This is a genomic window from Enterococcus montenegrensis (genome assembly GCF_029983095.1).
Taxonomy (GTDB): Bacteria; Bacillota; Bacilli; order Lactobacillales; family Enterococcaceae; genus Enterococcus_C; species Enterococcus_C montenegrensis.
On record NZ_CP120467.1, the window covers coordinates 2,399,473 to 2,426,447 of the forward strand.

Genomic DNA, 26,975 nt, shown 5'->3' on the forward strand with positions numbered 1-26,975 from the left:
TGCAATAAGGCGAATTTCAATAAATTATTTCCCAAATTTCTTGAAGTTTTGCCTGATTGTCACAGTGAGTTCCTTTGAAAGAATGGCCATCGTCAGAACTGTCCCTTTAATGTTTTACTGCTAAAAAAAACTTATGCTTTCTTATACGTGAAAAACTCAGTGATCGTAACAGCTAGTTTTAGCTGACTTTCCACTGAGTTTTTTTGAGATAGCTTAACGTTTTAAGGCTTTTTTTAATAGTTCTTCTAAATTTGCAAACTGTGAGTTATGGTTAATAACATCGTCAACTTTTTCTTTTGCAGCAGGGTTTTGTAACAAATTACTTAGTTGACTTAAATCATGAATCCCCAACTTATCTAACAATTCATCTTTATTGTTAAAGTCCGTAAATTGTTTAATAAAATCGTTGCTTAGAATTTTATCAAAGTTCAAATTGCCCTCTTTTTGCAAGTCACCAATAATGCCGCTGATATCGGCTAAATCAAAGCCGTCTTTCAAACGATCAAAAATACTCATCTTTTTCTCCTTCACTTAGCTATAAAAGCTCTGCTCCTAGCGTATTTTGAAAGTGTGTTAACGCCCAGTTATGTCCCACTTCATCAAAGCTTGCCACTGCATCTTTTACAATGTGTAACTGATAGCCCAGATTATACGCATCTACTGCGGTGTGCAAAACACAAATGTCTGTACAAACACCTGTTAAGTACAAATCAGTAATTTCTCTTTCTCGCAAACGTATATCCAAGTCGGTACCACTAAAAGCCGAGTAATGTCTTTTATCGATCCAATAAACCGTTGCAGCATCTTTATTTTTTTCGTATAAGGAATTCAAGCTGCCATAAAGATTTCGCCCAGTCGTTCCAATTACATTATGGGGCAAAAACAACTTATTCTCTGGATGATACGCATCATTTGGATCATGGGCATCAATGGCAAATACAGTATAGTTGCCCGCTTCAATAAAATCTTTGGTAAATTCTACCAACTTTTGTTCAATTGCTTGCCCAGCTGCACCCGTGGTCAATTTGCCATCTGTTGCGACAAAATCATTGGTGTAGTCAATTGAAATTAACGCTTTTTTCATCTTATGCCTCCAGTCTTTTTGACGCAATCTTCCTACCTTATTTTAAAATGCGAATAAATTCTAAAACAAGTTCTGCCGAACGTTTGCCTGCTTCTTCGATAAACTCATCAAAGCTAATTGTAGCGCTGTGATCAGCAGTATCGCTAATAGCCCGCACTACAAGAAACGGAATAGCAAACTGACTGGCCGTTTGAGCAATTGCCGCGCCTTCCATTTCACAAGCTAAGGCTGCTGGAAAATCATTTAAAATAGCATCCACCTTAGTCGGACTGTCGATAAAACTGTCTCCGGTTACAATCAAGCCCTTTTTGATTCGATGCGCTGTTTTTTCTGCTGCTTCAGTCATGACTTGTTGCAAATAAGCACTAGCATCATAATAAAGGGGAAATCCCCCCGGTAATTGGCCTTTCTTGTAACCAAAACCGGTAACGTCGACATCAAAGTAAGCTAATTTTTCGGAAATTACTAAATCGCCGACACTAAGATCGGCTCCGATTCCGCCAGCCGAACCAGTATTAACAACCATATTTACCCCATATTGCTGAATCAATAGACTCGTTGTGACAGAGGCTGCCACTTTGCCAATACCAGACCGTACAACAATAACTTCATGATTGCCAATGCGGCCAGAGATAAACAAAGCATCCGCCCTCTCCCAAGACAGTGGACTGTCAATGGCACTTCGCAAAATTTTAATTTCTTCTTCCATAGCACCGATAATTCCAATTTTCACACAAATTCCTCCAGCTTTTACTTCTATTATTTAGCCTAATAGTACCAGTTTCTAAAAAAAATTTCACTCGATAAGAAAAGCTTTATGTACTCGGTCAACTCGCTAGCAATAAGACGAAAGTCTTGATGAATTGTTCTTCAAATTTTTCAAGATTTTGACTTATTGTCGCTGAGAGTTAGTTCATAAAGCTAGACACTTTGAAAAGCTTTATCTACTCGGTCAACTTATCCTAAAAAAAGTTGAAACCAAGTAGCCTAAACGGCATTCCATGATTTCAACTTATTACTTTGTGCTAACTATAAAAAGAAGGTTGCTAATAAGACAACGCCGATTAATAATGAGACGACAATAATCGCCCCCACTAAAAAACTGTTTAGTTCACGGGATTTGCGGGACTCGCCACTTCTCGTTTTTGTTAGTTCTTTTTGTCTTTTCGCCTCTTTACGATAGAAGTTTTTAATTTTTTCATCTTTGCGGTCGTATTCTTTTTGTAACTTCATCGTGTTTTTTTCCCGCACCGGTGCATCAAATTCTTCTACAATACCAGCTTTTTCCTTTTGACGGCGCAATTCACTGCGGGTAATTAATGGACCTTTACTCACTTACGCTCCTCATTTCTGTAATAATTCCCAATAGGTAATAGCATACATCGTTTTGGCATCACAAATTAAACCTTTTTTCACTGCATCTTTTGCTTCTGAAAGGGTCAAGGTATATAGTTCCAGCACCTCATCGTCATCTTGTGCTCGTGGATTTTCTACTTTAATTAAATCTACTGCATGATACAAATGTAGCATTTCATTTGAAAAGCCCGGTGACAAATACATGGAACCAACATGCTTCATTTCTTTAGCAGTAAAACCAGTTTCTTCTTCCAATTCCCGCGCACCCGTAATTTCAGGGTGGCTTCCTTCACCGGGATCAATTTTACCGGCAGGAATTTCCAAAATAACTTTTTCCAAAGGTTTTCTAAATTGTTTCACCAAAAGCAACTTATTTTCTGGCGTAATGGCAATAATCCCCACACCGCCAGGATGAAACACTAATTCCCGTTTGGCTGTGCCGCCATTAGGTAAAGCAACATCGTCTAAAAAGACATCAATGATTTTGCCGTGAAATAATTCTTTTCGTTGAATTGTTTTTTCTTCAAAATCTGCAAAGGAAAGCATCTTATCCCTACTTTCTATCCGTAATATTTATTTACTCTTTGCCCAAGCAAAGCAACACACAAACCAAGTCAAAAAAGAACTTGTTGTTTATCAAACTAAATACTATTATACACAATTTCACGAACGGGAAACTTAAGATTGCAATAATAAATCTTATGAATTTTCTAAATCGCAAAAATCCACCCTTGGTCTGATTTTTTTCCACCTTCCCCCGTGGTAAAATGAACTCGTGAAGTTAAGGGAAGACCTTTAAAAGATAAATCACCCAAATTATAGGAGGGTAAAAAAATGAAGAAGAAAACCAGCACGCTCTTACTGGTAATTATCGCTTGTTTACTACTATTTGGTTTACTAAAATCCGGCAATTCAGATGAACTTATCCCATTTGTACTTGTCGTAGGTGGGGCAGCTTTGATTATTTACGGCGTGAAAAATCGTCGTCGCAGTAGTAGTCCTTCTGCATTGCCAATTATGACCAAAGAAAAAGAAGCACATTACTTAGAAAGTGGCATGACAGAAAAAGAAATTGAATTTTTCCGAGAAACAATGAACCAAACAAAAAAACAAGTTTTACAATTACAGACAAATATTAATAAAAATGCCAAGTTAAAAGCCATTGACCTGCGGCATGATACTTTACGGGCATCAAAAGCGTTGTTTAAAGAGTTGGTGAAAGATCCACAAAAATTGCATTTTGCTAATCACTTTTTATACACGCATTTGCCAAACATGGTTGATTTAACGGACAAATTTATTGAAATCAATGGTCATGAAATTAAAACAAAAGAAACATATGAAAAAATTGAAGAAAGCTCCCAAATTATCGATCAAATGGCGGCGTTAATTGCAAAAGATTATCAACAATTTGTCGCTGATGATTTAGAGGATTTAGATGTAGAGCTTTCCATTGCCAAACAAAGCTTAAAAAGAGATAATAGTTTGTAAGCAGGCGCTTACAGAAAAAAATCTAGCGCAAGCTAGATTTTTTATTAAACACTTATTTAGGTCAATGACTTAATATTGGAGGAATGAACATGGCGGATACACCCGAAACACAACAAAACGTCGATCAAACACTAGACGATTTATTAAACAATCCTTTTACTACACCAGTAGGTTCTTTAACACAGACACAGCAAAACGAAATTAACGTTTTGAAAGACCAACAAAAAGCAGAGCGGCTTGTGGATAAACTCCCAGAAGATCGTAAAGTACAAGCACAAGAGCTCGCTGCAAAAATCGATGTTAGCGATCAACAAGGCGTTATTACTTACGGCGCAGTAGCACAACAAAAATTAAGCGAGTTTTCTCAATCCATGTTAAATCACGTGCAAGCAGCGGATATTGGTCCTGTTGGCGATTCGTTGACAGATTTAATGTATCGTTTAAACGAAGCCAATCCTGACGATTTAAGAGCTGGGGAGGGCAATGTTTTTAAACGAATGTTTGGCAAAGTAAAACAATCAATTTATGAAATTACGGCCAAGTATCAAAAAATCGGGGCCCAAATTGATAAAATTGCCGTTAAATTGGACAAAGAAAAAGATGGCTTATTAAAAGATAACTTAATGTTGGAGCAACTTTACCATAAAAACAAAGATTATTTTGATGCCTTAAATCTTTACATTGCCGCTGGTGAATTAAAGATGGAAGAATTACAAACCAAAATTATCCCAGAAGCAGTAGCCAAAGCACAATCATCCGGTGATCAAATGGATGTCCAAATCGTCAATGACTACAATCAATTTTTAGACCGTTTGGATAAACGAACCCATGATTTGCGTTTAGCGCGTCAAATCACGATCCAACAAGCACCGCAAATTCGTTTAATTCAAAATACCAACCAAGCATTAGCAGAAAAGATCCAAGCGTCTGTTAATACAGCTATTCCATTGTGGAAAAACCAAGTTGTGATTGCCTTGACCCTATTACGTCAAAAAGATGCTGTAACAGCACAACGTCAAGTTTCTGAAACAACCAATGAATTGTTGAAGAAAAACTCTGAAATGTTAAAAGTTTCTGCAATTGAAACAGCTAAGGAAAACGAACGTGGCATTGTGGATATTGAGACCTTGCAAAAAACTCAAAACGACTTAGTCGAAACTATCCAACAAACCTTACAAATTCAACGAGAAGGTAAAGAAAAACGCCGCGCCGCTGAAGTGGAATTGGGCCATATGGAGGCTGATTTAAAACAACGCCTCTTGGAATTAACCCAAAGCGAAAAATAATTTTTGATAAGCTACCTGAGTGCTAAAGAAAAAAAGTCAATCGGACTTTCTTCTTTAGTACTTTTTTATTTCACATAACAGCTTAGAACCCTCTGCAAACTACAGCTGCACTGCAGTATTTTCTTTTACTTGTGCATATTTTTTTAGGATAGCCAAACGTTGCTACCTCTGCTATCATTAAATTGTAGGAAAATTCTGTTAATTAAAAGGTGGGCTTACCATGACAATTTTAAGTTTTGAAGCAGTCAATTTAATTCGTAAACAAAAAGTTTTATTGAATAATATCAACTGGAGAATTGAAAATGGCGAAGATTGGGCTATTTTAGGCTTAAATGGCGCTGGTAAGACATTATTATTGCAAATGATTGCCGGAAATATTTGGCCGTCAAATGGTAAACTAACTGTTTTGGAATCTGAATTTGGGAAAGCAAATATACCTAATTTAACAAAACGGATCGGCTGGGTCAGCAATGTCGTAGAGGCAAAATTGTATCAAAGTGACACTGCACTTTCCATCGTCATCTCTGGTAAATTTGCCAGTATTGGCTTATGGCAGGAACACAATCTGGCAGATGAAGAAAAAGCAGCTGCCCTATTAACCACATTAGGAGGCGGCCAACTTCTGCAAAAAACTTATCAAATTTTATCCCAAGGAGAAAAACAAGTTGTTTTAATTGCCCGCGCCCTCATGGCTGACCCCGAGCTTTTAATTTTAGATGAGCCTTGTAATGGTCTGGATCTATTTGCAAGAGAAGACTTATTAGCAAAGATTACTAAACTAAAACAGCAAAAAAATGCCCCAACGATTTTATTTGTCACCCACCACACCGAAGAAATTTTACCATTTATTTCACAAGTCCTGATGATTCGCAATGGTCAAATTTATGCCAAAGGAACACCCGCTGAATTAATCACCGCGCCTGTTTTAAATGACTTTTATGAACGGCCGATTCAAATTACGACCTTAAATCAAGACCGCCTACTCGTTTATCCAAAATCATAAATTTTCTAGCTAAAATGAAAAAAGATGTCAAAAACTCCCTACTTAATTTGGAAGTTTTTGACACCTTTTCAATTTATTCGTTGTTCATCTTACTGTTGCGATACCCATAGAAAAAGTAAATTGCTAAACCTAATACTAACGTTACAGCAAAAACAAGATACGTGGTCACGCTAAACTGTGCAATTAAAAAGATACAAGCCAGCACCGATAAAATTGGCAACAAGGGTACAAAGGGCACTGCAAATTGGCCTTTTTCTGGTTTACCAAATTCTTTCCGTAATTTCAAAATACCACCAGAAACCATCATTAAGTAAACCAAGGCGGCAATATTCGTTAACTCCGCCAAAATCTGCAACGGAAAAGCAGCGGCAAAGAATAATGCAAAGGCTCCCGCGACAAAAGTCGCATTTTTTGGTGTACGCGTTTTTTGATCAATTTTTTGCATTTGCTTTGGTAAAAGACCATCTTTGCTTATGGCATACAATAAACGCGCTAAAGAATACATCATTGAAATTGTTACCGTTAGTAGTGTTAAAATGGCCCCCACAGAAATTATAGAACCTAAAAAGCCGTGTCCGGCATAACGCATCACAAACGCCATTGGATCAGATACTTGTAACTTAGCAAATGGTACAACTCCGGTCGAAATCAACGTTACAATAATATATAAAATAGTTGCAATACCAATAGAGCCGATAATTCCTTTTGGTACATCCTTTTGCGGATTTTTTACTTCTTCTGCTGCCATTGCCACTGAATCAAACCCTAAAAAGGCAAAGAAAACTAAAGATGATCCGCGAAAAACACTACTGGCACCATTTGGCATAAAGGGTGTCCAGTTATTGGGTTTAATATAAAAGATTCCAACCGCAATAAATAAAATAATAATGAAAAATTTCACCCACACCATCGCATTGTTTAAGCGTAATGCTTTTTTGGCTTCTTGGCTCACCCAAAAAGTAATAAAAACAATCACCAATGCAGCAATCAAGTCGATATATGTGCCATTTGCAGCATTATATCCAGCTGTTAGCCCTTTGGGTAAATGAATACCCCAGCTACCCAAAAATCCCTGCATATAACCTGACCAACCAGAAGCGACTGATGAAACAGCTAATAAAAACTCACAAATTAAAAACCAGCCTGTAAACCAAGCGGCAAATTCACCAAAGACAACATACATGTAGGCATATGGTCCGCCGATAACAGGAATACGCGCTGAAAATTCAGCAAAACAAAGTCCTGATAAACCCACTACTACCGCTGCTAAAACAAAAGATAACGTTAATGCCGGACCAGCATGATTGGCGTCTGGCACCCCCGTAATCACAAAAATTCCCGTTCCGATAATAGCGCCAATTCCCAGCATAATTAAATCTTTTAGCTGCAAATTACGCTTTAAGTCATTAGCATAACCTGTTTCAATCTCTTTTTTGCGAAAATTCATTGGGCTCCCCCTCATAATTTAACGATATTTCTTTTAGTCGACTTTTAAGATAAAGCCTTCATATATCCTAAAAGAATACCACCAAAAATAACAAGAAGGCAACCGATAATGACATAAAACATTTCTTTTTTCGTCTTGTGTTCACCTAATAAGAAAATTCCACCCAAAGTCGAAATGATAATACCCATTTGTGATAACGAAAATCCGACCGCCAGGCCAACGGTTTGAATGGATAACAGCATACAAATATTTCCGATCCCCCACAAAAGGCCCGAAGTAATATTGCGCCAGACATATTTATCAAAGGCAACTTTTCGCGCTGAAAAACATAACGCACCAGTTAACATCCCAATACTTTGAGGTAAAATAATTGCTAAAGGATCAAGTCCAGCCCAAGTAATGATAATCGTATAAAGACCATAGCCAATTGTCGAAATAAACAAGAAACGAAACCCCTTGCCAAAATCATACATTTTCATACCGGCTTCTGGTTTACTTTTACCATTGGGATCTTTACGGGAAGTTAAGTAAGCCCCCGCTACTAATAATGCCAAAGCTAAAAATCCTAAAATAAAATCTCGCACATGACGCCATTCATGAAAGAAAATAGCCCCAGCAATTGTATTTAGCATCAATTGCATCCCTGTTGAAAGTGGTAAGCCAACTGAAACGCCCATGGCCTTCATGGCATGAAACTGGCCATTTTGTCCCACAAACCAAAACAAGCCTGAAATAAAACCAATCATAATTGTTAACATATCAATGCTTGGTCGCATAACAAAAAAGATTCCCAGTGAAAAAATAAACGCTCCCATCGTCATTCCGAGGGTTTGTTGATTGGCATCGCCACCTAATTTTCCACTTACTAATCCAATGCTGCCCCAAGCAAACATTGGTACTAAAGCTACTAATAAAGCCATTGACATTCTCCTCAATCTATATAATCTAAAAAGACACCCAATCAGTGTAGCAGTGAAAACGTTTTGCAAACAAGAAAAAACTCGCAGTTTCCTACGAGTTTAGCGCTGTTCTTGATAATAAGAGACATACGGAAAGAACAATGTCATGGCTGTGCCAACTCCTACGGTTGATTCCGCTGTTAATTCTACGCCCAACTGATTTGCCAAATTTTGCGCTAAATAAAGCCCTAAGCCTGTTGCATGCATTTCAGAAAAACGACCGTTTTGGCCAGTAAAACCTTTATCAAAAATACGGCGTAAATCTTCTTTGGGAATCCCAATTCCACTGTCTTTTACTGTCAAAGTTACCCCTTTATCAGATTTATCGAGTAAAATGAAAATTTCACCATTTTCCGGCGTATATTTAATCGCGTTACTTAACAGCTGTTGAAAAATAAAACCAATCCACTTCGCATCAGTTAGCACACTGTGATTTTCACCAATAACTTGATACCGCAATTTCTTTTGAATAAAATAGTTGGCATTGCTCCGCATAATTGGCTGTATCACACTCTTTAACTTCGTTTCCTCAATTAAATAATCTTTTGAAAAATTATCCAAGCGAGCAACGTATAAAACTTGTTCAACATAGCCATCAATTTTACCTAATTCATTTTCTAATTGCATATATTTTTCATCAGAAATATCAAATTCTACTGCATGCAGCAAAAGACGACTAGCTGCTAATGGGACTTTAATTTCATGAACCCAAGAGTCGATATAGTCTTTTTGCTCTTCTTGGGCCGCTATTATTTTTTGCATATGGACTTGATGTTCCCGAATAATTTGGTTAATGAAGTCTTGTTGTACTTGTTCTTCGTAAGTTCTTGCCCCAGTTAAATAATTTTGAATGGGACTTTCTTCTTCGGCAGACTGTAATTTTTGCCACCAGCGACGCTTATAATAATAATGATAAATTAGAATTACCGCAAAAAATACCCCTTCGATTAAGGCCAAATAGCCAACATTGCGCCAACTCATCTGAAATCCTGGTGTTAACCACATCACAAATGCCGTTAAAAAGACAAAACCGACCCAGCCAAAGACTAATAACCATTGATCTTTTAAATATTTTAAAAAATTCATGTTAGCTCCTAAATTTAAAATTCTGACCTGTTGTACCGGGGAAAAAATAACTTACGGAACAATATAACCTTGTCCTACTTTAGTTTCAATGTAGTCTTTCACACCAGCCTGTTCAATTTTTCGACGCAGGCGATTAATATTCACGGTTAACGTATTATCATCAACATAACGTTCATCATCCCACAACGCCCGCAACAATTTTTCACGGGATAAAATTTTGCCATTATTCTTCATTAAGATGTACAACAGCCGGTATTCATTTTTACTCAAGTCAATTACTTCATCGTGAATCATCATGGTACTGTTGTCCACATTCAACGTTAAACCATTGTGGACCAACGTTTCAGCATTTGCTTCGGAATAATTGTAGGAACGGCGTAACAAAGCATTAATTTTTGCGACCAAGACATCCAATTCAAAAGGTTTTGTGACAAAGTCATCTGCCCCCATGTTCATGGCCATAATCATATCCATATTCGTATTGCGACTCGAAATAAAAATAATCGGCACCTTGGAAACTTCACGAATTTTTTGACACCAGTAATAGCCATCAAAAACTGGCAAATTGATATCTAATAAAACCAATTGTGGTTCTTCTTCACTAAAATCACTAAAAACATTTTCAAAATTGGTGGTGCCAAAGACATCAAATTGCCACTTTTTCAACTCTTCCATAATTAACTGACGAATGACTCCTTCGTCTTCTACTACCATAATTTTTGCCATGATATCCTCCTATCAGACACATTCGTTTAAAATACTCGCTAGTATCACGTTAGCGCATTTTAGTTTTTGTCGCAAGTTCTGGCTGCTGATTTAAAAATAACTTAGCTAATTTAGACTGATACAAGGTCACGATTGAAGTTACTTATAAAACGCCATCTAGCTAAAATAAATGACTGTGCCAAAAATATTGGCACAGTCATTTGTTATGTCTATTATAATTTATTCAATTAATAAAATGCCCTCTTCCACTAATTTGGCTATAAATAAAAATATTCCATCAGCAAATAAGACACTCATATTAACGCCAAAGTATAACGCTATTTTTTCAAACCAATCACTGGGCCGATTTTTCAAATAACGATATGCTAAAAAATTACTCCCATACGTGATTACAGTTGCACCAACTAAAACCCAACCTATCATTTTTCTTACCCCTTTGTCTAAAACCTTTTCATCTTTAGTTTTACCCAAGTTTGTCAAATTTTGCAAGCGTTATCCAGACAGAAGTTATTTTTTGTCAAAAGGTGCCAAGTCCAATTCAGTAAATGTAGCAAAAAACTCACGTAAAACCGGCAAAACTTTTTCAATCATGCCCACTTCATCGTTTTCTACTTGTAAAACCAACAATGGTTCATGCAAACTTAGTCGTAATAAAAGCCAGCCTGCACCATAAGGTTCACTCAGGGTCAAGCGCACCCCTTCTTCGTTTTCCTCATCTTCTTTAAATCCGACAAAATCGGCTGCTCTTAATGCGTCAATCACTTCTTGACCATAAACTTTAAAATTGCTTTCATTAATTTTTAGCCGAATTTCTAAAGTTTCCGCTGGTTGGTTTAACTGGTCAATCAAATCGGTGATTGTTTGACCTTGTGCTTTTAATTGAGGTAACATCATCAAAATTTTAGCAACAACATACGCACCGTCATCTAAATTATAGTTTTCTTTAAAGGCGGCATGTCCGCTCGTTTCAATAGCTAACTGCGTATCAATCCCCTCTGCATTTAAAGCAATCATTTTATTAATCACATTTTTATATCCCGAAATGTAGCGAACCTGTTGCCCTCCTTGTAAAACGATGAAATCTTTTAGGTGGTCACTCGTCGGAGAATTCGTCACAATTGTCGCTCCAGGATGTTGGGTCAAAATAATTTTACTTAATACCGCAATTAGATTATTCCGATTTAAGACAGCGCCATTTGGCCCTACTAAAGCCGCTCGATCTACATCCGTATCAAAAATTACTCCTAAATCAGCTTTTTGTGTTAAAACAGCAGATTTGATGCTGGCCATTGCTTCTTTATTATCCGGGTTTGGGATATGGTTGGGAAAATTCCCATCAGGGTTTAAAAATTGCGAACCACTTGTATCGGCACCTAGAACTTGCAAGACTTTTTCTGCAAAAAAGCCACCTGCCCCATTGCCGGCATCTACAACAATATGCCAGCCTGTTAATGGTTTTTCACCAAAGTCTTTAGTTGCAGCTTTTATTTTTGCAACCAAATCAGCACTATATACAGAAATCAAGTCCGCAGTTTGATAGGTTCCTTCAAAATTATTTTCATGAATTTCAGGATGGGCCATGATGTAGCGAATATCCTCTTCTTCTACACCGCCGGCTTTGGTAAAGATTTTTACACCATTATAATAATAAGGTAAGTGACTTGCAGTCAGCATAATGCCCGCATCACAGTTAAATTGTGCAAATTGCGTACTCATAAACATTGCTGGGGTCGTTGCAAGATCAAAATCAATCACATTTACTCCTTGCTTTTGTAAAGCAGCAACAAAAGCTTTTTTCAACTCTGGACCACTAATCCGGCTATCTCGTCCAATTCCTACCCGTAATTTTCCGCTCTTATATTTTTGCGCTAAGCCTTTATTTTGTAAAAATTGAATCAGCCCTGCTGCAATTTCTTCCATCTCTACTGGTGTCAAATTTGCTATAAAATCTGTTGTTGCTACTGCAATTCCACGAATATCTGAACTTAATGCCAATGGTAATTTCTTTGCCAAAATAAGCACCCTTTCTGAAAACGCTTTTCCTTAGTATAACAGATTCTTTTTTAACTCGCATTATTTTTTTGGTAAAAAATACTTTTATGCTTTTCAAATAAATTTGCGCATCTTTAATGAGTAAAGCCATAATTTTTCCGTTCAGTTTTTTCGTGAAAAACCAAATGACTCTGCTCTAACTCTGTGATGGCCGCCTTTAAATCTTCAATAAAATCATGCGCCATATTCATCCCAAAATCACTCCGAACTACAATCCGCTGAATTACTTGATTATCTAAAGACTTCGGCAAAGGATAGGTAGGAACTTGCCAGCCTTTCATTAATAGGCGATCAGACAAATCATAAAGTGTCCACTGCCGTTTTTCGTCGGGGTGTAACTGATAACACACAAGCGGTAATTGCTTACCGTCATTAATCAATTCAAATTGATGCGACTCTTTTAATTTTTCTGCTAGGTACATGGCAACATCATGGGTGCGCTTGTGGATACTTTGATAGCCGTTAAAGCCAAAGCGTACAAAATTATAGTATTGTCCAATCAACTGTGCAGCGCTATGGGAAAAATTGATTGCCATCGTTGGCAACTCACCACCTAAGTAGCTCACCTTAAAAATTAATTCTTCTGGTAAAAATGATCTATTCTTCCATACCACCCAACCAACACCAGGATAAACTAATCCATACTTATGACCTGATGCATTAATTGAGATAACATTTTCTAATTGAAAGTCCCATTTTAAATCTGGTTCTACAAAAGGTGCATACAATCCCCCTGAAGCTGCATCTACGTGGATATAAACCTTGTGTTCTGTCTGTTTGTTATATTCTGTTAATTTTGCATCGAGTTTTTCTATATCATCGTATTGACCTGTGTAGGTAATACCTAAAATTCCTACGACGCCAATGGTATATTCATCAATTTCAGCCATTGCTTTTTCAATATCTAAAGAAAGACAATCAGCTGTCAATGGTATTTCCCGAAGCTCAATGTCCCAATAGACACAAAATTTCTCCCAACAAACTTGATAACCTGACGAAATAATTAAATTGGGTTTTCTTTTTTCAAGCGCCACGCCTAGTTTTGCAGCCCGTTTACGCCATGAAAACTTCATCGCCATCCCCGCTAACATACACGCCTCGGAAGAACCAATCGTAGAAGTTCCGATAAAATCTTCTTGTCCATGCCATAAATCTGCAATTATATTGACACAGCGATTTTCAATTTCGGCAGTCCGAGGATATTCGGACTTGTCAATGGCATTACGATCTAGCGTCTCACTCATTAATTTGACCGCTTCTGGCTCCATATAGGTTTGGCAAAAAGTGGCTAAATTTAAGCGCGATTTCCCTTCATCTAACAAATCATCTTTAATCATTTGGTAGGCCACCCGCGGTTCCATTGATTGTTCTCCTAGTTTATAAGAAGGTAACATTTCATCTTCATCTCTAGTTCCAAAGATTGGTTCTAAATATTCCGCTTCACGGCGATTCTTTTTTTCATAAAGCATTTTTTTCACTCCATTTCCCTCATAATGATTGTAAAAATAGCTATCTATTGACGAGTAAAAGACGGTAAGTCTGATTTAATCCTTTGACTAAATCTTAGTAATCTCTCTACTGGTACTCTTTACCAAAAGCCAATTTGTAAATTTATCCAAAAAAGTTCCCTTACACTGATATTGGTAAAATGAATTTTTATCGGTACAAATCTGTAGCCTCTTGATAATGCAACCGCAAAAAAAATCCGCAAAGAAAACGATCTTTAGCGGATTTTCATTTTTACTTAGACTATTTGCTCCATTAATTTCTCCATAACTTTTGCAACTTCCTCTGGTAAAGCATTATAACCTTCATTTTCTTTAGTTTGCGCCAAGATAAAATCAAGGCGTCCTTGCATCCGCACTTTCAATTGTGTGAGATAGGTTGGATCTGTAAAGTCCACCTCAAAGCCTTCAATTGGCAAATAGCTCATATTTTCCAAAGGACCAAATGGTATAAAATCGGCAGTTGCCTCTACAATTTTTTCAATCGCCCCTAATGTATCTTGAGGTTTAACTTTTTTGCCTTTATAAAATCCGGTATTTAAAATATAACAAGCAGTGTCTGTCTTTTCGTTTGCAAAAATTTCTCGAAAATCAGCATAATCTTGACCTAATGGATAGCAGCGGAACGGATTGGCAAAAGGTTCAATTACCAATTTGTCCAAATCAACATTGCCAACGACATTTTCTGCTGTCGTCCGCTTTGTTGCAAGCGTTAAGCCAAAAACTGCCGCTAATGTTGGATCATCGATTTTAACAATCGGTGGTAAACTATCGTCTTTCATAATCCAAAAAATTGCATCAACTGCTTCTTTTAAATGATCGACGCGATTTGGTGTGACATAACGCGACTTAACCGTACGGCCGTTACCATTGCGAATATCTTGTGTAACAATTACTTTCTTTTCTTCATCGTCTAATGTTACCCCTACATTTTGGCAAGTCAGAAAATATTTTACTGCCTCATCTTCCAGTGGATAGTCTTGCGTTTTGTCGAAATAAGCCGGCTCTAATGCCGTTGTCGACCCGTGTTCTTTGTTGATGACAAAAGCATCATCATGTAAGACATCCACCTGATATTTATCCCCGTGTTTGGCTAGAGTGATTGTTGATTTACCTGAACCAGAAAGACCAAAAGCAGCCATTGTAAACTTGCTGTCATCTTTATGATATTGTTTCATACCACCGTGACATGCGACAAAACCATTGCGGTGTGCTGTTGCCCAAGCCAGCGTTAACGTAGCTTTTTTTAGTTCTCCGAAATAATTCAAGCCCAAAACAGCAGCAACGTTATGTTCTGGATCAAATAACGCTAATCCATGTGGGAAATCCGGATGTGTCCATGTAGGATCTGCGTACAAATAAATATCATTTTCCGGATACGCAATTGAAGTTGCGTACAACTCTTGAAATTCATTGGTTAAAATTTGAAAATTTAGTAGATAAGAATAAAAGTTGGTTTCATAGCCTTCGGGCAATAACAAATGTCCCTTGACCATAAACTCCGGATCTAAGCCAACTAAAACTTCACCGCGGTAAAAGTTGTGATGCTGACCGTCATACAAAGCTTGACGCAAAACGCCTTCATAAAAAGTGCGATCAATTCCAGGTTGCCCAATCACACGTCTTGCAGCAGCGGTACGCCCAGTGATTTTGCCGTCATTAAAAACTATCACCTTTGCATCTTGTGGTAAGCCTAACTCTTTAGTGTGAATGACTGGCATATCCGTGATGACTGCGCCAGGAACATTTTTTGCTAAGTCATAAGCGGTGGCTAAATCTTTTACCAGCGTAACATTGTTTCCATAAAAAACAGACTCCACCATTGTTTTAAAGCTTGAGAATAAATGATTATCAGGGTTAATAGCCTGATGTGAATAAGTGCCAACAGTTGCCATTTGTTCTCCTCCCATCGTCTATATTAAAATTAAAGTGTTTACATGATAATAAATTAATTATAATACAACGTTGGTTTCTTGTCTTTTCATTTCCTTAAAAAAATTTTAATATGCAAATTCAGATATTCCTTCTTGCCGCAATAGCGCAACTTTCATCTCTATTCCGCCACGATAGCCCGTTAAGCGCCCGTTCTTTCCAATAATGCGGTGACAAGGTACAACAATCATAATCGGATTACGACCGACGGCATTGGCTACTGCCCGCACGCCTTTTTCATTACCGACTTGTTGCGCTAATTCACTGTAGGCAATGGTCTTACCATAAGGGACCGTTACTAATTTTTGCCACACTTGCTTTTGAAAATCGGTTCCCACAAAAGCCAAAGGAAAATTAAATTCTTCTAATTGACCATTAAAATATGCTGTTAATTGTTCTTTTACGTCCTGACTGCTCCCAATATCTTCCGTTATCGGCCAGCCTTTAAAAAACTTCGTCAACTCTTTTTTTGCTACCGCTGCCGTGCCAATATAACAAACGCCGGCTTTAATGCGACCAACGACAAAATCATGGCCGCTACAAGTAAAACGATCCATCACAATAGTTTCCATCTTTTTCACCTCATTGTTATTGTACCTTGAATGTTGAAGAATTACTCTTCTTATGTTTTTGGCTAAATTTCATTTTTACGTTATACTAAACCCACTAAAAATAAAAAAAAGAGACGAAATAATGACTTTACAAGATAAACTAAAAAATTTACCAGAAACACCCGGAATATACTTAATGAAAGATACCCATGACGCTATTATTTATGTCGGTAAAGCGAAAAATTTAAAGCGACGCGTTCGCTCTTATTTTCAAAAAAATCAACAACATACCAAAAAAGTCCAACGTATGATTTTCAATATTGCTGATTTAGAAATTCGTCCAGTTGATACAGAATTAGATGCACTATTATTGGAATGTCGCCTAATCCAAGAAATTCATCCTCATTACAATCGCATTATGAACTATTATCAAAATTATTGTTACGTTGACTTTACTAAAACGGGGCCGATCTTAACTGATATCCCCACTAAAACCAGCTTGGGCCCTTTTCGTCAATATAAAAAACTGCCTCAAATTTTAGCGTTACTATCAGAAACGTACTTGTTGCCAAATGTAAATAATGTAACAAAAAAAATGATTCTTCAACAATTGCCCACAGTGGAACAAACACCACTCTCGGAGCGTCTAAAAAATTGCCAACAATTTTTTGCCGGTAAAAAGACAAACTTGTTCAATTTATTAAACGCCCGCATTGCTTACAGCGCCAAGCAGCAAAATTTTGAACACGCGCAGTTGATAAAAGAGCAATTAGAACTTTGCCAACATTTCTATCATTACCTGCTGCAGCGCAATGAATTCTGTCAAAAAAAGCAATTGACGCTAAAACTTCCCTTAGGAGACGACAGAGAAAAAATTTATTTTATCGCTTATGGCGTCATTGTAGATACACAGATAAAAAAAAGCAGCCCAGCTGTCACTTTTCCAGACAAAAAATTTTCACCTGTAATCTTACAAAAAGCAGACGTTGACCCTTTGGATATTTTAAGAAGCTATTATGCCCGCTATCACTAGGCTCATTTTAATTTTCCTTTTACTTGATAATCAAAAAGACCAGCCCAAAAAATCTTTTAGATTTTTTGGGCTGGTCTTTTATTTATTTATCCCGCGTATCCATAATGATGGTTACCGGTCCATCATTGATTAAAGAAACTTGCATATCGGCGCCAAATTCACCCGTTTCTACCTCAAGTCCCTTTTGACGCAAACCATCGTTAAATGCCTCATACAGCGGAATGGCCTGCTCTGGCCGCGCCGCTTTGACAAAACTCGGACGATTTCCTTTTTTTGTATCAGCATATAACGTAAATTGTGAAATGCTCAAAATACTACCAGAAATAGCATCAATGCTTAAATTCAGCTTACCTGCTTCATCTTCAAAAACACGCATCATGGCAATTTTACGCACTAAATAGTCCACATCTTCTTTTGTATCTTCTTCATGAATGCCAAGTAAAATCATAAACCCTTGATTAATTTCTCCAACGATTTTTTCATCAATTGCCACGCTGGCTGATTTTACCCGCTGTATAACTGCTCTCATTTTCTACCCCTTTGTTCGTCTGACACTGTAAACTTCAGGAATTTGTTTGATTTTATCAACAATCTGTTTCAAATGTGTTAAGTTCTGAATACCCACGGTAATGCGAATCGTTGCCATTTTATCTTTATTTGATTTGGCTTTTACACTTTGCAGGCGTTTGGTCATAGCGTTAACTGTTTGCAAGACATCATTTAAAAGACCCGAACGATCGTAACCATAAATTTCTAGATCGGCATCGTATTCTTTAGAATTATTGGAAGTATCTTCCCACTCTACTTCAATGAGCCGTTTTTCAGCCGTTGGAGTGTTGACATTGGGACAATCCCGGCGATGAATCGAAATTCCCCGACCTTTGGTGATATAGCCGACGATATCATCGCCTGGCACTGGATTACAACAACGACTGATTCGAATGAGTAAATTATCTGCGCCTTCAATTACGATACCGCCATCATGACGAACTTTCATACGGTCTTCTTTTTTAGTCGCCGGCTGATTCATCATTTCTTGCACTTTTTGCTTTTCTTTTTCTTCTTTTTTCTGACGGCGTTCTTCTTCTGTTAAGCGATTTGCGACAGTTGTCGGACTAACTTCACCATAACCAACAGCAGCATACAAATCATCTTCTGATTGATAATTAAAACGTTCCAAAAGATCTGCCATTTTGTTTTTGTTCATATAATCTTTTGGTAAAAATTCCATTTCTTGCAATGTCTTATACACTGCATCATGACCTTTTTGCACATTTTCTTCTCGATCTTGTGCTTTAAAGAAGCGTTTAATTTTATTTTTGGCTTTACTTGTGGCAACAAATTTTAACCAGTCACGACTCGGTCCAAAAGAATTCGGTGAAGTTAGAATCTCAACGATATCGCCGTTTTTCAGTTTATAATCCAACTGCACCATCTTGCCATTGACCTTTGCACCAGTGGTCTTATTGCCAACATCTGTATGAATGCTGTAGGCAAAGTCTAGTGGTCCAGATCCTTGGGGTAATTCCGTTACATCCCCTTTTGGTGTAAAGACGTATACTTTATCGCTAAAAATGTCCCCTTTAACACCTTCCATGAATTCTGAAGCGTCATAGCTTTCATCTTGTAGTTCCAAAATTTCTCTAAACCAACTAATTTGGTTCGTCATTTTATCTGGTTTTACTTTGTCTGTCTTACCTTCTTTATAGGCCCAGTGTGCTGCCACCCCAAACTCTGCAATTTCATGCATTTCATGGGTTCTAATTTGAATTTCAACAGGATTGCCTTTAGGACCAATAACGGTCGTGTGTAACGACTGATACATATTGGCTTTTGGCATCGCAATATAATCTTTAAACCGACCTGGCATCGGCTTCCATTTTGTATGAATGGTCCCTAAAACAGCATAACAGTCTTTAATCGTATCTACGATTACGCGAATTGCCAACAAGTCATAAATTTCTTCAAATTTTTTCTTTTGATCTACCATTTTGCGATAGATGGAGTAAATGTGTTTGGGACGACCATAAATTTCCGCGTAAATGTCTAACTCTTCTGTGGCCACCCGAATTTCTTCCACTGTTTCGGCCACGTAAGCTTCCCGTTCATCTCGTTTTGACTGCATTAAATGAACGATACGGTAATATTGCTGTGGGTTCAAATACCGCAAAGCCGTATCTTCTAGTTCCCATTTAATTCGACTAATCCCCAAACGATGAGCTAACGGCGCATAAATCTCCAATGTTTCTTTGGCAATTCGGCGCTGCTTGTCTTCTCGCAGATGTTTTAATGTTCGCATATTGTGCAAGCGATCTGCCAATTTGACCATAATAACTCGCAAGTCTTGTGCCATGGCAATCAACATTTTACGGTGATTTTCAGCTAGTTGTTCTTCATGGGATTTGTATTTAATTTTCCCCAGTTTTGTGACGCCATCCACTAACATCGCCACATCACTACCAAAATCTCGTGTCAAATCGGCTAAAGTTATGGGTGTATCTTCTACCACATCATGCAAAAATCCTGTTGCAACGGTATGTGGGTCCATATGCAATTCAGCTAAAATCCCCGCAACTTGAATGGGGTGAATAATGTAAGGTTCGCCAGATTTACGAAATTGTTCCTTGTGAGCTTCCGTGGCATAATCCAATGCTTTTTGCACAAAGGCCACATGTTCTGGGCTCATATATTGACTAACTAAACGAATCACACCGGGGCCTGTTACGATTTCATCTTTTGCCACAAGCATACCTCTTTTCTTTTGAAAAACTTTGTAAAAAATCATTTTTAGCTACTAAGGCGAAGTCTTGATTTACTACGTCGAATTATTCAAAATTTCGCCTTAATATCCTCAAAAACCACTAAAAAAAACAAGCAAACTTTAATTTAAACTCGCTAAATTTTGGTTTAAATTATTTTTCATTTTATGAAGAAAAGTACCGACAATAAAGCGGTACTTTGCGAATAATTAGGCTTATTATACACTAGAAACTAGCGAGATTTCAATTGCTTAAAACTTGCTTAAAACTCCCTTAATTCTGCCGTTAAATCCAAATTAGCTAAAGTTAAAACACCAAAACTATCAGCGCCACTTAAAATTAACTCTTGAAGCTGTTCGCTTGTTACACTGGTTAAATTGATTTGTAGCTTGACAGTTTTACCCGCGTCATAATCAAAAATTGTCGCATCGTGCTTGGCATTGTCAAAAGAATCCCCTTCACCTAAGATTAAATGGTGCCAGCCCAACTCTTTAATTTGTTGGGCAATTTCGATTTTTTGCAATTCTTTTAAGTTGCGGCTGTCTACCCGGAGGCGTATTTCACCCCACGCCATTGCTAAAGATTGTAATGTTTTGTTTAGCTCTTTTGCTTTTGCACTTTGTTGAATGAGCATCGTAGGTGAAACAGTAATTTCCAAAAAATCGGCGCCACTTTGAAATGCTTTGCCAACCTCAAAAGCTTTTTTTGCAATCGTACCATTGCCTAAAGGATAGTCAATTACCGTACCAATTTCAATGGATGTCTTCGCTAGAAGCTGTTTTGCCCGCTCCAAATGATTAGGCAAGACAACAATTTCTTTTAAAGGCTTGTTCTGTAATGACAAAAGTTGATCTTTAAAATCCCAGTCTGTCATCGTCGGATCAACCAAACGTAAACTGATAATCTCACTAACTTTCATAAGCTCACCTCTTTACAATAATTCCCACTGATAACTAATCGCACTTAGTAAGTATAAGGGGGCTGTTTCTGTTCGTAAAATCCGTGGACCTAGACCGCATAATTTACCACCAGCTGCACGCATTTTTTCTATTTCACTAGGTGTAATCCCACCTTCTGGGCCAAAAATTGCGAGTAGGCGGCTGCCAGCTGGCAATTCTTGCAAAATTTGAACCAATTGGGCCTTTTCCCCTTCTTTAGCAGACTCTTCATAAGCTACGACAATTCCGTCGTATTCTGCTAATTTGTCCCACAATTGCCCTTCATTAGCTAAAAGTTCTACATTTGGCGTTAATTGCCGTTGTGATTGCTCAGCTGCTTCTTGGGCAATTTTTGTTAAACGTTGTTTTTTCTTTGCTAATTTTTTTTCATCCCATTTTACAACCGAACTTTGAGCAGGAAAGCCAATAAATTCATAGGCACCCAGTTCAGTTCCTTTTTGGACAATCCATTCCAACTTATCGCCTTTTGGATAACCACTGGCAATCGTAACCAAAAGAGGTAACTCTTTATTTTGCATTTCTTTGGCGACTTCCCTTAAAACGACCGCATTTTCTTCGACGGCGGTGATTTGGGCAATAATAGCAATCTGATCTTCATAAACCAGATATACTTTTTCTGCTGGCTTCATCCGCATGACACGAATCATATGATGAAAAGCTTCCCCTGCTAACCGGATTTCACCGCTTTGATATGGCGCGGAAATAAAGTAGCGTTGCATCTTAAACTTCCTCTTTTTTCAAAATAATCGCAAACCAATCTTTTTGCTGCAAAATTTGCGCTACATAAAAGCCATAAGTGAATAAGACTTCCAGCACCTCATCTTTTTTATCTTCAATAATGCCAGAGACAATCAATGTTCCATCGGATTTTAATAAACGGTTGGCATCTGGAATCATTTTGATGATAATATCGGCTAAAATATTGGCAACGATAACATCAGCTTGAATTTCTACGCCATTTAATAAATCATTGGCACTTACTTGAACATCTTTTGCAACTGGGTTTAAGTCCATATTTTCTTGAGCCGCGCGTACTGCTACTTCATCTAAATCAAAAGCATGAACGTCATTTGCGCCCAAAAACTTGCTGGCTATACTCAATACACCAGAACCTGTCCCCACATCCAGCAGCGTTTCACCACCGCGCAACGTCATTTCCAATGCTTGCAAAGTTAAATTAGTCGTTGGGTGTGTCCCTGTCCCAAAAGCCATGCCTGGATCTAATGTTATAATTTTTTCTTCTGGCATTAAAGTTGTATATTCTTCCCATTGGGGCACGATGGTTAGAAAACGTGTGACCCGCACTGGATGATAATATTTTTTCCAAGCTGTTGCCCAATCCTGCTCAGAAACTTCACTCGTCGTAACAATATTTGCCCCAATAGCTAAACCAAATTCCGGTAATTTATTAATCTGGTCTTTGATAAAAGGCAATATTTCTGGTAAAAATGTCGTTTCGGGAAAATAAGCTTGAACTGTCGCTGCTCCTTTATCTAACTTAGTAAAGTTTTCTTTGTCTAACAATTCACCAAAAGCGTCAGATTGAAAATATTCTGCATCCAAACTATCTTCAATCGCAACTCCGCTAGCGCCAGCCTCCATTAAAATATTCGCTACAGCTTCCACCGCTTCACTAGCTGTTTCCACTTTAATTTCATTCCATTTCATTTTTGTGCTCCTTTATAAAAGTTTTCGCAACAGCTGTTACAAACAGCCACTAAAATCAGTTATTCCTGCCTGTTTTTAACTATATTAATAAGCAGGATAGGAAATATAACTATCCCCATCTTTTTTATAGCTGTTCATGATAGAAAATAAGACGTCATGATCAAAAGTTAGTGCAAAAACTTCTGCTGTTTCATCCGCCAAAAAATCCAGCAAATCACTTTGCCCCTCGTCTAAAACTAATTGTAAATAATCTACTAAACCATCTAACATCGCTTTTGGCATTCCCTTTTTTCCTTCATAGGGCAAGACAGCTAAATAGTCTGTTTCCTCAAATTTTGATTTTTGTGGATTAAATAATAAAATACCATCCTCAAATTCAATAATTTCTTCTTCTGATTCCACTCCAGCTGCATCATCAATTGTTAGTTTTGCCTTATTTTCAGCAAAAAGTCGCAGGACAATCTCAATGGTATGATTTTTCTTATCCCAATCTAGTGCAACATCATAATCGGGAATTTTTTTGGTTAGTGCTTCATCTAAATAAGTTAAAATATTGGTTTTCATTTCTATTTCCAGCCCCAATCTTCTGTAATTTTAGCTTTCTTTTGTTGTGAAATATAAGGATTGCCGGCAAGTGCATAACGCAATGGCATCTGCGTCCACTTTCCTTTATTGGGAATGCCGATACGTGGCAAGCGTAAAATTTCTTTGGGTTCTCGCTTTTTACTCGGCACAAGATGCAACGGACTCGAAAAAATCGAATCGCCATATAAATCTTTGCTAATCCCTAAAGCAGCCACTAATTTTCCTGGACCATTACTAATTTCTGGGCCGTATTTGCCACCACGATTTGCTTGCATTAATGAAATGCCCGCAGCCGGTTCAATCCCTCTGATCATGACCCCTTGAGGAATACCGGACTTTTGAGTGACCATATTCAAAATTAAATGGGTATGCATGGTATACAAATAAATCGAGCCCGCTTTTTCATACATCGCACGAACTCGTGGTGTTTTGCGCATGCCATAACTATGGGCAGCTTCATCTTCCGGACCTAGGTAAGCTTCACAGTCGACGATATAACCACCAGTAGTTCCTTTTGGCGTCACATTTTCTACATACATCCCAATCAAATACTCAGCAATTTCCGGTGTCGTTTTTGTATTAAAAATTTCTTGTGCTTCATTTAATGTACTCATCTCATTCACCTTCCCTCATTGTACACAAAAGACCTGCTTCTGACCATGAAATCAGTTGGTTTTTAAGGATTTTCCACAATTTCAAAAGATTTAATTGTCAAAAAGCTATGTTATACTTTAACCATCCTATATTGTATTCTAAAAAAAATCAGAAAAAGCCAAACTAGCGAATTTCTCTTTAAAAAAATATCCCCCTATTCTGACGTTTTTTGTCTGTTGCACGTTTTCAAAATTTCAAAAAATTGACATGGGATACGGGATCAAAAAGTTAGCAACACTATTTTTTAAAGAGCTGCATTTTAGCTTACAACACACTATAAACCCTACAAAGGAGGCTTGCTCTCATGCAAAAGCCACTTGCTTTTCGCATGCGTCCCCGTAATTTAGATGAAGTGGTCGGCCAACAACAATTGGTAGGCCCAGGCAAAATTATCCGACGTATGGTGGAAGCCAAAATGTTATCTTCTATGATTTTATATGGACCACCTGGAACTGGTAAAACCAGTATTGCCTCAGCAATTGCTGGTTCGACCAAATACGCTTTTCGGATGCTAAATGCGGCAACAGATACCAAAAAAGATTTACAAGTTGTCGCCGAAGAAGCCAAGATGAGTGGGACAGTCATTTTATTATTAGATGAGGTCCATCGCCTAGATAAAACCAAGCAGGACTTTCTTTTACCTCATTTAGAAAGCGGCAGTATTATTATGATTGGTGCTACAACTGAAAATCCCTATATTACAATTAATCCAGCGATTCGCAGTCGATGCCAAATTTTTGAAGTCAAACCCCTTTCAGAAGCTGATATTTTGCAAGCTGTTGATCTCGCGTTAAGTGATTCTAAACGAGGCTTAGGAGATTTTCCTGTTAAAATTGATGAAGACGCACGCCTTCATTTATCCCGCGCTACCAATGGTGACCTGCGCAGCGCCTTAAACGGACTGGAACTAGCCGTTCGCTCTACGCCAGAAAAAGACGGAGTAATTCATTTAACCCTTAGTATCATTGAAGAATGTATCCAAAGAAAAGCCCTTACCCACGATAAAGACGGCGATGCCCATTACGATGTTATTTCAGCCTTTCAAAAATCAATTCGCGGTAGCGACGTGGACGCCGCACTGCATTATTTAGGACGGCTAGTTGAAGCCGGGGATTTAGCGATTATTTGTCGCCGCTTAATGGTTATTGGCTACGAAGATATTGGCTTAGCAAATCCCGCCGCTGCGGCACGAACTGTCAATGCGGTTTTAGCGGCTGAACGTCTTGGTCTGCCAGAAGCACGAATTCCACTAGCAGATTGTGTCGTTGATTTATGTTTATCGCCTAAATCAAATTCTGCTTATGCCGCTCTTGATGCTGCCATTACTGATATTAGAACAGGAGCTACAGGGGATGTTCCCGATCACTTACGGGACAGTCACTACAAAGGGGCAAAAGATTTAGAGCGGGGAGTGGGTTATCAATATCCCCACAACTTCGAAGATTTTTGGGTTAATCAACAGTATCTCCCCGATAAAATCAAAGACGCGCATTATTATCACCCTAAAGCATCGGGAAAATATGAACAAGCATTAGGCCAACAATATTATCGTATCAAAGATTGGCAGCATAAAAGGCGACAAACCAAAAAGCTGTCAGATAGTTAAAGATAGCGATTACAAAAACAAAAGCAATCTGGTTGCTACTTTTGTCCCCCTATGCTACTATGTAAGTGGGAATTCTGTGATGTACGAGTTATCCTTTTTGTGTGTTGACCGAACATTTTTATTGATATATTGGGATCCGTCCTGTGTGTGAGTTGGTAACATGCCTTTTCTTTTGGTAGTTCGATACTTAAACCGTGGAACCCACCTGCTAGAAATTGCGGGATCAATACTATGGGACGAATAACGGCATCTACGGATATTACCCATTCTTTATGAATGTAGCCGCCTGTCTTTTGACAGACGGCTTTTATTTTTAGCTTAGAAATGGAGTTTACTTTTATGATTCGTGTTTTAGTCATTTTATTTGCTTTATTGTTATTACTTTTAAGTTATGTTTTATTGAAAAAACCGCAATTATTAACCCCATTATTAATACAAGAGGAAATTCCGAGCTTTTTAAAAACCTATGGTCACTTCTATTTAACCTTTGGTATTTTGGGCTTCATTGCAGCAATCATCAATTTAAAAATCATTATTTTGCTTTATATTTTTCTTGTCCTTATACTTGCAGCAAGTTTTAGTCTAAAGCTAGCAAAATCACTCAAAAAATAATTCTGATTTTGATAGCTTCTTTTTTGCAATTCACCTAAAGTAGTTTACAATAAAATTGTAGCTAACAAGATGCTTTGTAGTTAGGGCGTTGTAAATGTAAAGGAGTGGGTAAAATGTTACAACAATATAAAACAATTATGGTGGCAGTCGATGGTTCTAGTGAAGCTGAACTTGCCTTCAGAAAAGCTGTCAATGTAGCAAAGCGAAACGAGGCAAAACTATTAATTGCCCACGTTATTGATACAAGAGCTTTTCAAACAGTTTCCTCTTTTGATGGTATGTTAGCTGAACAGGCCACAGAAATGGCCAAACAAACATTAGCAGATTATACCGATTATGCAAAAAAACAAGAATGCCATGATATTAATACCGTTATTGAATATGGTGCACCAAAACCTATCATTGCAAAACAATTACCACAAGAACACAACGTAGATCTAATTATGCTAGGGGCTACCGGGTTAAATGCAGTAGAGCGTCTCTTTATCGGTTCTGTTTCTGAATATGTTATCCGTAACGCACCTTGTGATGTTTTAGTTGTCCGAACTGACTTAAATAACAAAGTTGTCAAAGAAGAAAAAGAATAAGCAACAGTCTGTGTTTGCGTGTTGCATTCCTTAA

Annotated in this window: 28 protein-coding genes and 1 other RNA gene; 8 read left to right on the plus strand and 21 right to left on the minus strand. The window is 37.7% G+C overall.

The window, feature by feature from the left end; genetic code table 11:
- Nucleotides 1-213 precede the first annotated feature (213 nt).
- From P3T75_RS11540 to P3T75_RS11560, 5 genes are all read right to left on the minus strand, one after another.
- Nucleotides 214-516, minus strand: coding sequence for a hypothetical protein (locus P3T75_RS11540; protein ID WP_282461666.1), 303 nt, complete (start codon nucleotides 514-516; stop codon nucleotides 214-216).
- Between the two features lie 19 nt (nucleotides 517-535).
- Nucleotides 536-1,084, minus strand: coding sequence for a cysteine hydrolase family protein (locus P3T75_RS11545; protein ID WP_230710309.1), 549 nt, complete (start codon nucleotides 1,082-1,084; stop codon nucleotides 536-538).
- A 37-nt stretch (nucleotides 1,085-1,121) separates the two neighbouring features.
- A complete protein-coding gene (locus P3T75_RS11550) occupies nucleotides 1,122-1,817 on the minus strand; it encodes a 5'-methylthioadenosine/adenosylhomocysteine nucleosidase (RefSeq protein ID WP_282461667.1) in 696 nt (231 codons plus the stop codon).
- A gap of 296 nt (nucleotides 1,818-2,113) precedes the next feature.
- Complete coding sequence (macP, locus tag P3T75_RS11555; protein ID WP_206902234.1) at nucleotides 2,114-2,419, minus strand: cell wall synthase accessory phosphoprotein MacP; 306 nt, start codon at nucleotides 2,417-2,419, stop codon at nucleotides 2,114-2,116.
- Nucleotides 2,420-2,428: 9 nt separating this feature from the next.
- Nucleotides 2,429-2,986 (minus strand): NUDIX hydrolase, encoded by a 558-nt coding sequence (locus P3T75_RS11560; RefSeq protein WP_206902233.1) that lies wholly within the window; start codon nucleotides 2,984-2,986, stop codon nucleotides 2,429-2,431.
- A 288-nt stretch (nucleotides 2,987-3,274) separates the two neighbouring features.
- On the opposite strand from P3T75_RS11560, the gene P3T75_RS11565 reads away from it, so the two are divergent.
- From P3T75_RS11565 to P3T75_RS11575, 3 genes are all read left to right on the plus strand, one after another.
- The gene (locus P3T75_RS11565) at nucleotides 3,275-3,931 is read left to right on the plus strand and encodes a 5-bromo-4-chloroindolyl phosphate hydrolysis family protein (RefSeq protein WP_206902232.1); all 657 of its coding nucleotides are present in this window, start codon (nucleotides 3,275-3,277) and stop codon (nucleotides 3,929-3,931) included.
- Nucleotides 3,932-4,020: 89 nt separating this feature from the next.
- Entirely contained in the window at nucleotides 4,021-5,217 is a 1,197-nt protein-coding gene (locus P3T75_RS11570; RefSeq protein ID WP_282461668.1) for a toxic anion resistance protein, read from the plus strand.
- A gap of 220 nt (nucleotides 5,218-5,437) precedes the next feature.
- Nucleotides 5,438-6,220: an ABC transporter ATP-binding protein gene (locus P3T75_RS11575; RefSeq protein WP_282461669.1), complete on the plus strand. Its 783-nt coding sequence runs from the start codon at nucleotides 5,438-5,440 to the stop codon at nucleotides 6,218-6,220.
- A gap of 73 nt (nucleotides 6,221-6,293) precedes the next feature.
- Here the strand turns inward: P3T75_RS11575 and P3T75_RS11580 are convergent, their stop codons facing one another.
- From P3T75_RS11580 to P3T75_RS11620, 9 genes are all read right to left on the minus strand, one after another.
- A complete protein-coding gene (locus tag P3T75_RS11580; RefSeq protein WP_282461670.1) occupies nucleotides 6,294-7,667 on the minus strand; it encodes an amino acid permease in 1,374 nt (457 codons plus the stop codon).
- A gap of 44 nt (nucleotides 7,668-7,711) precedes the next feature.
- Complete coding sequence (locus P3T75_RS11585; protein ID WP_282461671.1) at nucleotides 7,712-8,587, minus strand: GRP family sugar transporter; 876 nt, start codon at nucleotides 8,585-8,587, stop codon at nucleotides 7,712-7,714.
- A gap of 99 nt (nucleotides 8,588-8,686) precedes the next feature.
- Nucleotides 8,687-9,712 (minus strand): two-component system sensor histidine kinase SapS, encoded by a 1,026-nt coding sequence (gene sapS, locus P3T75_RS11590; RefSeq protein ID WP_230710320.1) that lies wholly within the window; start codon nucleotides 9,710-9,712, stop codon nucleotides 8,687-8,689.
- Nucleotides 9,713-9,763: 51 nt separating this feature from the next.
- Nucleotides 9,764-10,438 (minus strand): two-component system response regulator SapR, encoded by a 675-nt coding sequence (gene sapR, locus P3T75_RS11595; RefSeq protein ID WP_206902226.1) that lies wholly within the window; start codon nucleotides 10,436-10,438, stop codon nucleotides 9,764-9,766.
- 219 nt (nucleotides 10,439-10,657) lie between these two features.
- The gene (locus P3T75_RS11600; protein ID WP_206902225.1) at nucleotides 10,658-10,861 is read right to left on the minus strand and encodes a hypothetical protein; all 204 of its coding nucleotides are present in this window, start codon (nucleotides 10,859-10,861) and stop codon (nucleotides 10,658-10,660) included.
- A gap of 84 nt (nucleotides 10,862-10,945) precedes the next feature.
- On the minus strand, nucleotides 10,946-12,451 hold the full coding sequence (locus P3T75_RS11605; RefSeq protein ID WP_282461672.1) for a phosphohexomutase domain-containing protein: 1,506 nt from the start codon (nucleotides 12,449-12,451) through the stop codon (nucleotides 10,946-10,948).
- Between the two features lie 113 nt (nucleotides 12,452-12,564).
- Nucleotides 12,565-13,959, minus strand: coding sequence for a glutamate decarboxylase (locus tag P3T75_RS11610; protein ID WP_282462607.1), 1,395 nt, complete (start codon nucleotides 13,957-13,959; stop codon nucleotides 12,565-12,567).
- A gap of 275 nt (nucleotides 13,960-14,234) precedes the next feature.
- Nucleotides 14,235-15,890 carry a phosphoenolpyruvate carboxykinase (ATP) gene (locus P3T75_RS11615; protein ID WP_282461673.1) on the minus strand — a complete coding sequence of 552 codons (1,656 nt, stop codon included), beginning with the start codon at nucleotides 15,888-15,890 and terminating at the stop codon, nucleotides 14,235-14,237.
- A gap of 105 nt (nucleotides 15,891-15,995) precedes the next feature.
- Complete coding sequence (locus tag P3T75_RS11620) at nucleotides 15,996-16,499, minus strand: methylated-DNA--[protein]-cysteine S-methyltransferase (protein WP_282461674.1); 504 nt, start codon at nucleotides 16,497-16,499, stop codon at nucleotides 15,996-15,998.
- A gap of 121 nt (nucleotides 16,500-16,620) precedes the next feature.
- Here P3T75_RS11620 and P3T75_RS11625 point away from each other — a divergent pair, with 121 nt between their 5' ends.
- A complete protein-coding gene (locus P3T75_RS11625) occupies nucleotides 16,621-17,511 on the plus strand; it encodes a GIY-YIG nuclease family protein (RefSeq protein ID WP_282461675.1) in 891 nt (296 codons plus the stop codon).
- An 82-nt stretch (nucleotides 17,512-17,593) separates the two neighbouring features.
- Here P3T75_RS11625 and dtd read toward each other — a convergent pair whose 3' ends face one another.
- The 7 genes from dtd to P3T75_RS11660 all read right to left on the minus strand — a co-directional run bounded on the left by dtd (nucleotide 17,594) and on the right by P3T75_RS11660 (nucleotide 24,096).
- Nucleotides 17,594-18,040: a D-aminoacyl-tRNA deacylase gene (gene dtd, locus P3T75_RS11630; RefSeq protein ID WP_206902219.1), complete on the minus strand. Its 447-nt coding sequence runs from the start codon at nucleotides 18,038-18,040 to the stop codon at nucleotides 17,594-17,596.
- Between the two features lie 3 nt (nucleotides 18,041-18,043).
- Entirely contained in the window at nucleotides 18,044-20,254 is a 2,211-nt protein-coding gene (locus tag P3T75_RS11635) for a RelA/SpoT family protein (RefSeq protein WP_282461676.1), read from the minus strand.
- Between the two features lie 278 nt (nucleotides 20,255-20,532).
- Nucleotides 20,533-21,189: a beta/alpha barrel domain-containing protein gene (locus tag P3T75_RS11640; RefSeq protein ID WP_230710340.1), complete on the minus strand. Its 657-nt coding sequence runs from the start codon at nucleotides 21,187-21,189 to the stop codon at nucleotides 20,533-20,535.
- 12 nt (nucleotides 21,190-21,201) lie between these two features.
- Nucleotides 21,202-21,948: a 16S rRNA (uracil(1498)-N(3))-methyltransferase gene (locus P3T75_RS11645; RefSeq protein ID WP_282461677.1), complete on the minus strand. Its 747-nt coding sequence runs from the start codon at nucleotides 21,946-21,948 to the stop codon at nucleotides 21,202-21,204.
- A gap of 1 nt (nucleotide 21,949) precedes the next feature.
- Nucleotides 21,950-22,897 carry a 50S ribosomal protein L11 methyltransferase gene (gene prmA, locus P3T75_RS11650; protein WP_282461678.1) on the minus strand — a complete coding sequence of 316 codons (948 nt, stop codon included), beginning with the start codon at nucleotides 22,895-22,897 and terminating at the stop codon, nucleotides 21,950-21,952.
- Nucleotides 22,898-22,981: 84 nt separating this feature from the next.
- Nucleotides 22,982-23,461 carry a DUF3013 family protein gene (locus tag P3T75_RS11655; RefSeq protein ID WP_206902214.1) on the minus strand — a complete coding sequence of 160 codons (480 nt, stop codon included), beginning with the start codon at nucleotides 23,459-23,461 and terminating at the stop codon, nucleotides 22,982-22,984.
- A gap of 2 nt (nucleotides 23,462-23,463) precedes the next feature.
- Nucleotides 23,464-24,096: a DNA-3-methyladenine glycosylase gene (locus tag P3T75_RS11660; protein ID WP_282461679.1), complete on the minus strand. Its 633-nt coding sequence runs from the start codon at nucleotides 24,094-24,096 to the stop codon at nucleotides 23,464-23,466.
- Nucleotides 24,097-24,440: 344 nt separating this feature from the next.
- Between P3T75_RS11660 and P3T75_RS11665 the strand changes: the two genes are divergently transcribed.
- The 4 genes from P3T75_RS11665 (at nucleotide 24,441) to P3T75_RS11680 (ending at nucleotide 26,941) form a co-directional block, all read left to right on the plus strand.
- Nucleotides 24,441-25,742: a replication-associated recombination protein A gene (locus P3T75_RS11665; protein WP_206902212.1), complete on the plus strand. Its 1,302-nt coding sequence runs from the start codon at nucleotides 24,441-24,443 to the stop codon at nucleotides 25,740-25,742.
- A gap of 68 nt (nucleotides 25,743-25,810) precedes the next feature.
- Nucleotides 25,811-26,005, plus strand: a non-coding RNA gene (ssrS, locus tag P3T75_RS11670) — 6S RNA.
- Between the two features lie 76 nt (nucleotides 26,006-26,081).
- On the plus strand, nucleotides 26,082-26,354 hold the full coding sequence (locus tag P3T75_RS11675; RefSeq protein WP_206902406.1) for a hypothetical protein: 273 nt from the start codon (nucleotides 26,082-26,084) through the stop codon (nucleotides 26,352-26,354).
- A gap of 113 nt (nucleotides 26,355-26,467) precedes the next feature.
- Nucleotides 26,468-26,941 carry a universal stress protein gene (locus P3T75_RS11680; RefSeq protein WP_282461680.1) on the plus strand — a complete coding sequence of 158 codons (474 nt, stop codon included), beginning with the start codon at nucleotides 26,468-26,470 and terminating at the stop codon, nucleotides 26,939-26,941.
- The last annotated feature ends 34 nt before the right edge of the window (nucleotides 26,942-26,975 follow it).